The sequence below is a fragment of the Streptomyces siamensis genome, assembly GCF_039543605.1.
In the GTDB taxonomy this organism is placed as follows: Bacteria; Actinomycetota; Actinomycetes; order Streptomycetales; family Streptomycetaceae; genus Streptomyces; species Streptomyces siamensis.
Map to the genome: position 1 here is coordinate 128,237 of NZ_BAABKB010000013.1, position 12,994 is coordinate 141,230.

Annotated in this window: 8 protein-coding genes and 2 pseudogenes; 4 read left to right on the top strand and 6 right to left on the bottom strand. The window is 60.1% G+C overall.

Annotation, left to right across the window (positions count from 1 at the left end; translation table 11 throughout):
• Positions 1–65: 65 nt before the first annotated feature.
• A complete protein-coding gene (locus ABEB03_RS19310) occupies positions 66–2,003 on the top strand; it encodes an NACHT domain-containing protein (protein ID WP_345650317.1) in 1,938 nt (645 codons plus the stop codon).
• Between the two features lie 990 nt (positions 2,004–2,993).
• Here the strand turns inward: ABEB03_RS19310 and ABEB03_RS19315 are convergent.
• Entirely contained in the window at positions 2,994–3,869 is an 876-nt protein-coding gene (locus tag ABEB03_RS19315) for a hypothetical protein (protein WP_345650319.1), read from the bottom strand.
• Between the two features lie 863 nt (positions 3,870–4,732).
• Between ABEB03_RS19315 and ABEB03_RS19320 the strand changes: the two genes are divergently transcribed.
• Positions 4,733–5,221, top strand: a complete 489-nt coding sequence (locus ABEB03_RS19320; RefSeq protein WP_345650321.1) for a hypothetical protein — start codon at positions 4,733–4,735, stop codon at positions 5,219–5,221.
• A gap of 330 nt (positions 5,222–5,551) precedes the next feature.
• Entirely contained in the window at positions 5,552–6,241 is a 690-nt protein-coding gene (locus ABEB03_RS19325) for a hypothetical protein (protein ID WP_345650324.1), read from the top strand.
• A 620-nt stretch (positions 6,242–6,861) separates the two neighbouring features.
• Here ABEB03_RS19325 and ABEB03_RS19330 read toward each other — a convergent pair.
• Positions 6,862–7,362 (bottom strand): SMI1/KNR4 family protein, encoded by a 501-nt coding sequence (locus ABEB03_RS19330; RefSeq protein WP_345650327.1) that lies wholly within the window; start codon positions 7,360–7,362, stop codon positions 6,862–6,864.
• Positions 7,363–7,526: 164 nt separating this feature from the next.
• Between ABEB03_RS19330 and ABEB03_RS19335 the strand changes: the two are divergent.
• Positions 7,527–8,081: pseudogene (locus ABEB03_RS19335) on the top strand (IS701 family transposase); the annotation flags it as partial.
• A gap of 46 nt (positions 8,082–8,127) precedes the next feature.
• Here ABEB03_RS19335 and ABEB03_RS19340 read toward each other — a convergent pair.
• From ABEB03_RS19340 to ABEB03_RS19350, 4 genes and pseudogenes are all read right to left on the bottom strand, one after another.
• A complete protein-coding gene (locus ABEB03_RS19340) occupies positions 8,128–10,962 on the bottom strand; it encodes a DNA methyltransferase (RefSeq protein WP_345650330.1) in 2,835 nt (944 codons plus the stop codon).
• A gap of 196 nt (positions 10,963–11,158) precedes the next feature.
• Entirely contained in the window at positions 11,159–11,569 is a 411-nt protein-coding gene (locus tag ABEB03_RS19345; RefSeq protein ID WP_345650333.1) for a DUF4357 domain-containing protein, read from the bottom strand.
• 666 nt (positions 11,570–12,235) lie between these two features.
• Positions 12,236–12,442: pseudogene (locus tag ABEB03_RS45360) on the bottom strand (tyrosine-type recombinase/integrase); the annotation flags it as partial.
• A 244-nt stretch (positions 12,443–12,686) separates the two neighbouring features.
• A complete protein-coding gene (locus ABEB03_RS19350; RefSeq protein ID WP_345650336.1) occupies positions 12,687–12,860 on the bottom strand; it encodes a helix-turn-helix transcriptional regulator in 174 nt (57 codons plus the stop codon).
• Positions 12,861–12,994 lie beyond the last annotated feature (134 nt).

Consider the following 12,994-nt stretch of genomic DNA (forward strand, 5'->3'; position numbering starts at 1 on the left):
TCACTAGCCTGATCCGAAAGATCCGCCGACCTTTCGGGGAAGCCGTTCGAACTACATTCGGAGATGTGAAGATCTCTGGATACTTCGCGGCGGGTAGAGATGTCAATATTGATAACTTCACCGTCTCGGATTCGGCGCTCAGTAAGCCAGAATTGCGACTGCGCAAGAAGTTGCTGAATAAGATCCTGCCGGCATGGCTGAATGAAGGCGAGTACTGGCAGGGAGGCGGCGAGATTAAGTTTCCCGTAAGGGCGTGCTTCAGTACAGACCACGTGAGCAATCCGCGAAGAGATGTCCATCCAGTACACACTGGATCCTTGTCTAGGGCGTGGAAAAGTGTCGACATCGATCAGGCACTCGAGGCGTCATCTGGGAAACTCTTGATTCTGGGAGAACCCGGTTCTGGAAAAACTCGTAATCTCTACGCCGTAATGAAAAGAGCCATAGATTCAGCCCTTGAAGATAAACATAGCCCAATTCCTTTTTACTTGCATTTATCTGAGCGGGTCGACTCGCATAAGGATATGGCGACATGGGTCACTCACTCCGCTAGGGAGAATTATGGAATACTTCCCAGCATGTTCACGAAATGGCTTCGCGGGGCAGACGTCATGGTCATCCTCGACGGTCTCGATGAATTGAAGCTACGAGAGCGGAAAAATTGCATCTCTGCAATAAATCGCTTTACCTCGGAGTTTCCCACTGTTCAGGTTGTGGTCGCGTGCCGATTCAATGAGTACCGCGACACAGGAAAAAAGATCAATCTGCGCGCCTCGCTCCTCTTGGAAGGTGTAGAAGACCGTGTGGTGCTAGACTTGGTCCGGGCGGGCGGTGAGGCGCTTCAGGAGCTTAGAACCCTGCTCACGAGGGACAAGAAGTTCAGGGAGCTGGTTCGGAATCCGCTGCTTCTGCAACTCGCAGTATCGCTCCATTCTGCGGGGGCCACTGTAGATATGGCCCGCGCTGCGGACAAGAGGGAGGGCCTGCTTTCGGCGTACGTCGAATATGCTGAGCGGCGGATGCAGCGAAGTGGAACGGAGTCGGGTTTATGGCTCCCGTTTATCGCGCGAGTCCTAAGGGATAAGCATAAAGTTATGTATTGTCCGGATAGGGCGCCGGTTGAATTCCTGCCGCTCGAATTTGCTAAGTCCGCCGAGCGAAGAACGCTTATGGCGGCTGCGGGGTGTGTAGCTGTAATCTCTCTGGTTTTACGTGGAGCGATGGTTTTGCTCGCGCCGGAGTCGCCGGCAAAACCGATCTATCTGATTACCACCATTGCAGTTCCGTTGACCTACGGGCATCTCGCCTGGCTCGTGACAAAGAAATCAGTCTGGGATCCTTTGACTTCTCGAAAAACTCAAGCCACGATGTCGCTATTGAGGTTCGCGAAGAGGGCCGTCATACTATCTTTGATTCAAACGGCTACCGTTTGGCTGTTTATGCGCATAGATATCGATAATGAGGCGATCGAAAGCTTTATAGTGGTAGCGCTCATAGGGTCAACGATTTGGCCTGCGCTCCAGATGACTCATGAATCTTCCCCGTCCGACCCCAGTGAAATTCCCAATCGGGTTGGAGGTGAGATTGCGAGCCTAATTAGGTCGACCGCAATAGTTGCAGCGCTTGTGTCGACCGCGATATATGTAACCCTGTCCGTCACGTTCTCTGCCCTTGAGCCAGCGATCCAGATCGGGAACGGATTGCTATATGACCCGCTGATCAATTCCCTATTCTTTGTTGCACCCGTCGCTCTAATTGCTGCCTTGAAAAACGGGGGAGCGGATCTACTTAGAAGAGATCAGTGCAGGCGCATAATGGTCAGGTATGGCTACTTGCCGAAGCGCCACGGAGTGGCTTTGGAGGAAATTCGGAAATCGTCGCTCGTAATCCCGAGGCGTGGTGCTTTTGAATTTCGGCACTCCCTTATTAGGGACTTTCTCGCGCGTCGACTTCCTGAGGATATGAGTGCAAGTGAGTTTGTTCCGGTCCGTAGCGCGCAATAGAGCGCGATGCCAATGATTAACTCCTAGGGCGAACTATGCGCTTGGCTTGCGAGGCGGCGCCCCCACCCGTCGGGTCTTCCAGAGCGGCGCTCAGGCGTGGGATCGGGACTGGAGACGAAGCCTTCGGACTGGTCCAGGTGGAACGGTGAGCTCGCATCCCCGCGTCCGGTAGCGTCCCTCCGGGGCCCGGTAGCGGCCGGAATGGCAGTCACTGACCGATCCGGCTGGAGCTACGGATCAGAAGGTTCTGACATCTACGGCTGACATCAACGACGCCGGATGGGGGCGTACACCGACAACCCTGTCCGGCCGTCGCGCCAGTGGAGTATGGCGTCCTGGGCGGGACTGGATCGAACATGTAAAGCGTGCGTCTGCTTCCGCGGCGGGTGCCGTGCTCGGTGCGCAGCCGGTGCTGGCAGGTCTCTCCATGGCCATCGACGAAGCCCGACCGTTGGTTAGGTCCCGGGTCGTACCCGGGCCGCCCCCAGACAGAGCCGGGGAGGCAGCTGCTCTACAGAGCTGGACACCTCGGAAGCCGGCCGCGCGACTGAGACCCTAGCCACGCCCACTGACAACGCGCCCGACGAGCCTGGCCTCTGACGTCTTGCAGCCTGCACTGGCTGCACCACAAGCGCACCAGATCGAGCGGGGCACAGCGGGGAACCACAGCGAAAGCGGCCGAGCCCAACGAGGCCGCACCGCAGCCGTTCGCCCAGGTCAGCGCCTGCACCACCCTCAAATGCCCGCAGCATCCCAAGCTGTTGTCTCCAACAGAAAACAAAGGGTCGAGCCAGCCGCCGTCACGGACGATAAGGGACGGGCCACCCCGATCACCGTCGACGTGCCGCTAACGAACATGGGGCCACGTCAGTGCAGCACGCCCCCAAGGTATCCCTGCCCAGCTAGCCCCACAGCCGCATCCTCGATCTCCAGTCGTCGATCGGAAATCGATGTGCTGGTGCACAAGGGGTCGGAGATCGTGATCAGCCGTTACTCCTCATCGGACGAATCCGAGTCTGTGCTCGGGTGGTGCTTGTCCCAGACCTTGGCAGCTGCGAGTCCCGCCTGCTGAGCAACAGGCAACGCACCACTTCCCATGAGGGCCATGACCTCCGCCGTGACCGGCAAGAGGATCAGGGCTTGAAGGCAGAGGGCAAACACAACGACTTGTACCCATGAGATCCAGAGCCGACGTGCCATCGCGGGGGGAAGGCCCTGAACTGCCCGTTCGAAACCGGACAGCGCTTCTTCGATTTCGTTGACAGTCTCGTGTGGGAGATCAATGGGCGCTGTCTCGCTGTCGTCAGCGTCCTGTACCAGGTCGTCAAACCCGTGCAGGCTCGTGTCGACAAGGTTCACGAGCGGCTGCTGGAAGTGGTCACGGAGCAGTGGTGAGACGGCCTGCATCTCTCGCATCCAGGACTGACTGGCTGCCGCTTGGAGGCGTTCGAGAGTGCCTTGACTGACAGAGATATGAGCCACGGCTTGGGCCAAGGTTGTCAGGGCGCCTGTGTCGAGGGCCCGCTGGGCCTGAGCCACCGTCTGCACGATGCCGGCCATGGAGCCTGTCAGGGCGCCTGTGTCGAGAGCCCGCTGGGCCTGAGCCACCGTCTGCACGATGCCGGCCATGGAGCCTGTCAGGGCGCCTGTGTCGAGGGCCCGCTGGGCCTGAGCCACCGTCTGCACGATGCCGGCCATGGAGCCTGTCAGGGCGCCTGTGTCGAGAGCCCGCTGGGCCTGAGCCACTGACTCCGCAAGCGCAGCTGCATTCTGTGCTGACGCGCCCAGATGTGCCCGGCTGGCCTGTGTCAACCCATTGGATGCAGTCTGATCTTCTTGCCCTGGTTCGGTCGCATCATCAGCCATGCAACGAGATTACGACCCACTTGCTTTGGGCACCGCCAGAAGTGCCCAGTTGGCGCTTGCAGTGCGCGCTCTTTATGGCTGCCCTGTGGGCACCAACAGGCTGTACAGATGAAGACGACGGACATGTAGCCATGTCCACCTGTGTGGATACCTTGCGGGGCGGGCCGTCGCTGGTCCGTCCGACGGGGACTTCACCGGTCGAGGGATGCGACCAGTCCGATCGACAGCCTCAAAGCGCGACAGCGACAACCCTCAGACCCGGCTCTCGTGAGCCGTGACCCATCTGGAAGCGCTGGGAGAAAATCTTCTCCCAGACTCGTCCGTGGACCGAGTCAGACCAACTCAGACCAAGGCTCTGGCCTGCGCATACCCTGGCCGCGGTAGGTTGAGACCTTGCCCTGCCCATATTCGGGACGAAGCAGTTCCCGCCCCAGGACGCCCAGCGCATCCAGCCCGCACGGAATGAGCTGCCCGGCCGCGGTCAGCGGAGGGCCCCCGCGACACAACTCCGACACACTGTTTCTCCCAGTCAGCACCATGATGGACTGATGGACTGGCTTGCGCACAGGGCAGAGGGGATGCATGGCTCCATCGCCGCATTCACTCCGGAGCTGTTCCTTCAGATCCGTACCCGGGCCAGGTTTTCCAAGTCGGGCTTCGTGAAACCGCGCAGAGAGTGATCCTGCCAATCGGCGGCCCACGCTGACGGGGCACGCAAAACGCATCCCGCGTGGACCAGGCCCCGCGCCCGAAGGCCGCAGCCCGGCGGCGCGAGGGCTCCCCCACACACAACTGCCGCCGATCGCCCCACCAGCGCCGCCACTCCGCGCTACGGTCTGCGCTGGACAAGCTTGGGGGGCAACATGAACACCAGACACGCGGTACTTGCCGCCACCGCCATCTGCGTACTCACCACCGCCGGCTGCGGAACCAGCCACTCCCAGAAACCCGCCCTGGCACCCCTAGCCACCAGCGGGCTGCCGCACACCCTCGTAGGCGAGGACTACAACTCCGTCACTCTCATCGAAACGACCATGCAAGACGACAAAATTACTGGCACCTTCGACACAACAGAGATCCGCCACAACAGCCCCAGACATCTGCGGGCCACCGTCACGGGAACTGCGACGGGCAGGCAGGTCGCCATGACGGTCAGCTCCGCTCTGGGCAGCACGGTCTTCAACGGCACGCTCGATGGCAACATCCTCACGCTCCAAGTGCCGCAGCAAAACGGTCAGATCGAGGACTATGTACTGAAGCCCGGCACCGTTGACGACTACAACCAGCGTGTCAGGCAACTCGGAACCGGCGGGAGCCCTAGCCCCACAGCTCAGCCGTCTAAGTTCTACTGAACCCGTTCACAGAGCAGACAGCGCCCGTCGGCCCACTGGGGGGAGTCTCAAGGCGCAGGGGGTCGGTGTGGCAGGTTCGCGGGTTGGTTCAAGCAACTTCCCCGGTCGCGCGGCGAACCGGAAGGCGGACTCCCGGTGAAGGCGCGGTGGTGTTGTCCTAGGAGAGCGCGTACGAAACACATGGCCGCTGGTCAACGCGTTGATCACGCCGAAAGGGCCACTATCTTCTAAGCACTTGGCCCCAGCCGACGAATCCGCTATCGGTAGGCTCCAGTCGACTGGTCTCTGCTGGCAGCTGCCCGTCACCAGCCAGTCGTGATACGAAGCCACATGCCCATCACGATGACCGTCAGAGGATTCTCGGTCCCAGGCAACGCCACCTGCGTTGTGTGTCAGCAGATCCACCCTGTCTGGCCCTATGAGGAACTGATCCCTCGCCTTCATGATCTCAACGAGGACCCGCATGCCTGGGGCATGGTTCTACGCATCTTGGCCGCAGCTGGTGATGGGTCTACTGACTGCAATCGACCGATGGTCTGGGTTGCCGTTGAGCACTACCGGCGCATGAGTGTTCACCTCAGCGACCGTAGGCGGCGCAAGCATTGGGAACGTCGGCGCGACGGCAAGTCGCCGCTGCTGATGCACGAGACGATGATCTACCTCTTCCACTCCCTAACGTTGGTATGGGCGCATGTACTGGCGGAGGCCCGCAGCGTCGGCTACATGACGGTCCTCGACGGATGGATCATCGCCGGCGCCAAACAACTCATCCACGACGTTCCGCAGGAGGCAGTCACCGTCACGGCGTCCACTCTCTTGCTCTGTGGCTCCGTGGCCAGTCCTAACGGCAGAAGCGCGGATGCAGGGCTCCTTCACACGCAAGCGCGCGGCGCAGGGATTGATCTCGAAGAGATCAGCGCGTACGTCCCAGGCGACGTCTACAACGCAGAGGTTGAACTCCTGATGGCAGCCGCAAGTTTCTCGATCTATGCCGGAGCCTTGGTCTCTCAGTTGGAATAACTGGCGCAGGCGTGCGGCTCTGCTGCCTCCGAGGACTTCCTGTGCGCTGCCGGCGACGTGGGGGGGGTGACATCACCACATGACATCAACGGCCTCAGATGACTGGACATCACAGCGCTCTCACAGAGACGCGCCGTGCGGAGAACAGCAGCGTCCGCAGGCGCCACAGCGCCAGGATCAAACTTACAAGGCGGCTGTCTCCCTCAACGCACGAGCGCCCTCCCGGGCCGTCCTGAGGCCGTGGAAGGGCGCTCGATGGTGACCAACGTCGACAGGTGCCGACAGTTCAGCAGCAGGTCAAAGCAGTGATCGATTGGATGGCCGCAAGTCACGGCCGCCGTAGATCAGTTGTGGCTGGACTGCGCCGCAGCGCAGACACGCCAGCAACGAGCCTGAGCGCTGCCCCGGCCAGCATGACGCAACCTGGCTGCTGTCGACCGCTGTCACGACGGCTCGTGGTACCGCAGGAGCCGTTCAGCATCGTCCGCCAAGTAGAAGGAGCTAACACTCCAGCTGTAGATCGGGATCTTGCTCGTTGTGCTGGTCGCTTCGGCTGTAAGGCGCGCAAGATACCTGGCAGAGTGGCCACCGAGATGCGGCCGCACAGCAGTGCCGCGGTTTCAGCAATCTGAGCAGTACGGACCAGCGGGCGCCTTCGGAAAGTCCGAGCATCCGTCCAGCCACCCGCAAAGCCGTTCGGTCAGTGTGAGGTCCTCGGGGAACAAAGCGTGTCCGTGTTCTGGGCATGCGGCGTTGGGATCCCAACCCCACATGCGGCCTTCCGGAGTGCTGTAGTCGACGAGGGACCAGATCGCACAGCCCCACGTCAGGAGCGGCACGACAGACAGCGGGTAGTTGGGGCGTCCGCGCCAGCCCAAGTACTCCTCCAGCAGCCGACGGCTGTCGCTGAAGCTGTAGGTCGTATCGGTAAGGGACAACGCCTCACCCCAGCGGCCGAACCCACCGTCGGCGACTTCGAGATAGATCCGCTTGAGGAGCGGCGGCATCGGATGCCCCACCGCTGCCTCAAGCTCGGCCACGGCCTCGGGCGGCGCAGGCTGCGGCAGCTCGCTGGCCGCATCCTGCTCTCGGATCCTGTGGATGATCTCGTCGTCGGTCATGCCGACATTCGTAGCAGCTACCACCGACAGCTTTGCCCGGGCTACCCGAGGCAACTGATTACGGCCACCATTGATCATCGAAGGTTGTGTGGACTGACGATGAGACGGTGGCCGCAGGCCACAACATAGATCCCAGCCGCTGGAAGAAAGCCTTCGACGGTCTGATGGGGCGTCTGGCGGGCCGGTTCGCGCGGGTCGAACCGCGTCGACGGGCGGCACGGCTGGTGCTCGGACTCTTGTCAGATCTGCAGCGAAAGAACTGCTGGACGATCGCGGAGTGGGCCGGCGAGGCCAGCCCGTACGGCATGCAGCACATGCTGTGCCGTGCTTCCTGGGACGCGGACGCCGTCCGGGACGACGTTCGCGACTACGTCGTGGAAAACCTCCACAACGACGAGGCAGTCCTGGTGGTCGACGAGACCGGCGACCTGAAGAAAGGGACCTCTACGGTCGGGGTCCATCGCCAGTACACCGGCACCGCCGGGCGGATCGAAAACGCGCAGGTCGCCGTCTACCTCGTCTACGCGGGCCGCCGCGGACACGCGGCGGTGGACCGCGAGCTGTACATCCCGCGCTCCTGGACGTGCGACCTGGACCACTGCCGGGCCGCTGCCCTGGGCGAGGACACCGTCTTCGCGACCAAGCCGGATCTGGCCGCCCGCATGATCGGCCGGTTCCTTGACGCTGGGCACCGCGTGGGCTGGGTTGCGGGTGACGAGGAACATTCATACCGCTTTGTATGTTCGATAGCCAGGCTTCCCGGGCTCATCCAATCGGAGGAAGGATCTTGTGATCCGTCAACCGGATATCTCGGAAGCCCATTGCTCCGGGACCACGCACGTCCTCCGCAGTCTCCGACAAATTCTTGTTGAGCGCGAAGAGCTGATCAAGATAGTCATCGGACTTGGTGAACCCGTAGGCCTTACGCACGACCTCGGTCAGCCTTTCATGCAAGCTTTTCAATTCGTTCTTACCGGGTCGCAGAAGGGAAGCATACTGGCGCTCTAGGGGAACCCCTTGATCGAGATACATTTGCCGCAATTCCAGGATTGCAGCAGCTGCTTTAGCTACCTCTCCAACTTGATCTTGCGATGGTGACTGCGGCCAGGGAAAGCTTTCCCAGACAGTCGTGGAGGTATACCGGGGATCGCCCTTTAGGTAAGAGCAGCGAGCCTTGACCCAAGCGCTGTGAAAATCACTACTCAACACGCCGAATGAGTAATCGTCATCTAGCGCAAAAACCGTCATGGAATCGCTTGGGCGAATCGCCGAGTCGACGAAGGAGAAAACTGTCGGGCGGTTCACACTGGCCACTCGAGAAGTGGCGAGGTATCTATCCAAGGGAATAATCGCGTCAAGCATGTCACTGCGTCGATACGACAGATTCCACCATTTGGCAAGAAAATTCGCGTGATGCTTGTTTACCTTGGCCTTGGGGTTAGCCTTGACGGCCTTCTCGTTTCTTTCCTTCTCTTTCTGTGCAGCCTTTTCGCGTTCCGGCAAAACCGAACTTGCGAGATGGCGCATGAGACCAGGATACCGAGACTCGGCCTTCAATAGATCTGCATCCGGGATATCAATGACCCAGCGCCCAATGGATGTGTCACGCAACATCTCTCGCCCACCCAAGAACGGATGAATCGCACCCTGAGCCTGCACATCACGTGTAAGTTCACGCCGAGCATTGCGGTCAATAACGAATCCCTTTGTAACGCCAGGCGTTTGCCCCTGGAAACAAACTTGAGGCTTCGCGTTCGCTCGCAAGTCCTGCGCATTACGAACATCGAAACCGGGCCGCAGAGTCGGTGAGATTTTGTCTACCTCAAGACGCAACTGCCCATCATTAAGCCAAAGCACCTTGGGCTCTACATCGACCCCCTTAGCCCAATTAACCAAGGAAACGTGAACAACCGCATCCCCTGACCAAGGCTGACTCGATACGGCATCGAAGATAGTTCCGTCATTATCTACGATGTAGTCCAGGCTCGACTTCCTAGAGTCGTTTTCCCGAATCGTCTTGGTAGCGACCATGCCGGCGCGTCCCCCCTGGGGCAAATGGTCATGCGCCAATGGGAACCAGTAGGTCACGAAGTCGGATACGCCTGCAACGTTTGGGTGCTCCCTCAGCAGTCGCTGACAGTATTCGGCACCGAGCTCCGCTACCATCTTCCTTCGGCCGAGATATGGAGGATTTCCAATGATCGCGTGAGCTTGAGGCCACTCGCAGAAAAGAGCATCTGCGGCGATGATGACATCATCAAGGTTGTCAAGCGGCAATACCTCTTGGTGATCATCCAATTCGACAGTCGAAAGCTTTTTGGCCAGCATCATGGTGACCTTGGCCACCTCGACGGCGAACGGGTTGACGTCTATGCCAAAGAAATGATCTGTCGGCACATATGAGATGGATTGCTGACCAGCATGGCGACCGCGTCGCCTTTCTGCGACGAGGGTCTGGATTTCATGCTCGATACGGCGCAGTTCACGATATGCGACGTACAAGAAGTTGCCTGATCCGCACGCTGGATCCAAAACTCGATAATGACTGAGCTCAATTAGCAGTCTTTCGAGTTCGGAGATAGTGCCAGCCTGGCTAATTTTTTCGCGCCAAGGATTGACTACGACAGGACCTACAATTTTCGCAATATCCGCCTGACTGGTGAAGTGGGCACCCTGAGCATGTCGCTCCCCTTCATCCATGGAGCCCTCAAAGAGAGTTCCGAAGATTTCTGGACGAACTGCCGACCAGTCGGTCTCGCAAGCGTGCCGCAAATCATTGAGCTCTTCAGTCGTAAGCTCCACAGGATACACCTCAGCGAACAGTCCGCCATTGAAGTACGGCGTCCCCTTATACCGCCCACTGGGAGTGGAGCCCGGCGTATTCATCTCACGAAATAGACCGAAGAGAAGATCGTAAGCTTCACTTCCTGTTGCGGAGTCATCAAGTGCCCTCGAAAAAGAATGCGTTGGCAGCATTCCTATATCTTCCGCGAACATCGCCATCACAGACTGCAGCGTGAACAGCTGAGCCTTAATTCGAGGGATGCCGCGACCGTGAATCTGCTTGAAAACTCGCGCGACATCGGAGGCGGCTTCTCGGGTTACAGCGACGAGATCATTGCGAAAGATGGGCCTTTCTTCGTACGGGAAGAGAAAGGCGAATGCGTCGGAACGTTGCGGGAGATCATTCAGGGCAACACGATCTACCGGCTCGTCTACCTGCTGATCAAAGTCATAGATCCAAAATTCGTCAAAATTACTGAGCACAACGTATCGCGGTCGATCTGGAACCGCCTGCACCCAATAGTCAAAGGCCTGCCGGTAATGCCGCTTGAGATTCGTCCCCACCTTCTTCATCTCGATCAGGCATCGAGGCTTCCACATCAAATCAGCAAAGGCAGTTCCCTTCTGGTCAATCTTTTTTATCCTCATCTCCAGGGTGGCCCCCGCTTCCCTGACTCCCTCGTGCCCGAAGGCTTGGAATAGGCGGTCTAGGAAGACCTGAGCCTCACCCTTCTCGTCCCCGGTCAAATGTTCCTTGCGGTACTTGACGAAGGCGTCGAGCTGCGCGCGCAGGGTCTCAGATCCACGGGTCACCATGGGAGCAGGTTAAGGGATGAACCGGGCAACTGGTGCTGCTCGGCGTCAAGTAATCCTCGCGCGCGAGACATGCGAGGACCCTCGTCTCCTGGCAGCCGCACCGGATCGCCGGCTGCCAGGAGACTCCTAAACCACGAGGGGATGATATGCGCAGGCTACACAGATTGCCCCTATACTACCGTTCTGTTATGAAATATCACTTCTGCGCCCTTCGCTTTAGAACCTTCCGAAGGTCGTCCAGCGTCTGACCGTCCTCAAGGTGCCAAAGCGTCCAACCATTAATCGGATTACCTGTCACGGCAGCGGCTGCATTGGACGGAGACGGAAAAGGCGTGGGGTGGCCGTCGACGATCAATTGACCGTCACCAGTAACGACCGCTCGGCCCCGCCGATCCACGCGCGGCTGGTGGAAGGTGAGAACCTCACCCGCCTTCAGCAAGTCGGTCTTCATGAGGTCCGCAAGGGGGCCACGAGGGGTAACCGGCTTAGGCGCGGCCACGGCTTCACTTCCACCCAAACTTACACTCAGGTGAATCGTGTCGTTGGCGGACACCTTCGCCAAGTGGGCGATGATCTCGGGCTCGAAGTGGATACTGAGCGTGGGCATGACTCCCCCTCTCGACGGGATTCCCCTAAATGGAATCCGCTTCTTGAATCTGAGCTTGTCAGCGTTCAAGGAGAACTGCAAGCGGTGACGCTGAAGAGAAGAAGATTCGGTTGGTTTGATTCAAGGGCTAATCAGAAGTGATCTATATCGGTCGGAGATTATCGGGTGGCACTGGCGACCAGTGCAGTCAAACGTCGTGGCAGGCTTGGGCGCGATACCGGGCTGCAGGAGGTGTGCCTTGGGCGTCTGAAGTAACTCACCACCGGCCCCCTGTTCAGGACATAGGTGCCTCGCTTAGCTGGCTGGCTGGCTGGCTGGCTGGCTGGCTGGCTGCAGCATCGAAGTCCACGTGGACCATCCGTGGACCAGAGCAGGTTCATCGACCACGCGCAGGGGCATTGACCAGCGGCGGTGCTAGAGAGACACGGGCCCTCCGGAGCCGTGTGCGCAGGTTCGAATCCTGCCGGGGGCACCCTGTATGAGGTGCCCAAAGACCCCGTCACCAGCGGAAACGCTGAGGCCGGGGTCTTCGCGTATCTACGGTTGTGTGCAGGCAGATGCCGACGAAAGCAGCCGTTTGCCAGTGATCACGTCGTCATGACGTGTTGATCTTGAAGGGCTTCGCGGCAGGTCAGTAGGCATGCGCCCCGCCTCCGGTCAGCGCTCCGAGGAGGCCGCGATCACGTTGCCCCGTTCGCTGGAGAACAGCCGGCCGTCCTTCGCCGTACCGAACTCTTGCAAGTGCTCGCACAGCAGCCTCACCAGCGGAGGCGGAATCGGTACGTTGCGCGCCTCGCCGTGGGCCCGCTGCTTCAGGCCTCGTCGGTCATGCGCCTCGCCGGAGTCGGTCCATGCCTTCCCCGCCGAGGGACGCGGCAAGGTCCAGGAAGGACAGGGCCGCCTTCCCTCCGCGCAGGGAGTCGAGGAGGCCCGTCACCGTGTCGAACGGCTCGCCCTTGTCGAGTGCCCGCACCAGCTTGGCCCGGAAGCGGTCGGCCAGTGCCTTGGTTGTGCGACTCGCTGAACGGTTGGCCTTCGACCACCCAACGCACCAGGTGCGTCGGCCTCTTGGTGGTCTTGTTGACCGACGGCTTCCAGACAGAGACCTTGTACGACTTCACGAGGCCACCCCCTCCGCCCGCTCCTCCAACCAGTCGTTGAGCACGTCACGCCGAACCCGCAGCTCACCGTTCGGCAGCCGTATGCAGGCCGGGGCGATACGGGGCTCCCGCCAGCGGTAGAAGGTGCGCCGGGAGATACCGCCGAGCTCATCAAGTGCGCGCGCGAGCACGGGCTGGCCCCTGGGGCCCGACCCCTCTGCGCCTTCGGCGCCGGGGTCGGCCACTGGGGCCGCAGCAAGTAACGGCCCATGAGAGAGACCTGGACGCGGAGTGCCCTGGTCAAAGACATGCCTCCGGCGGGGGC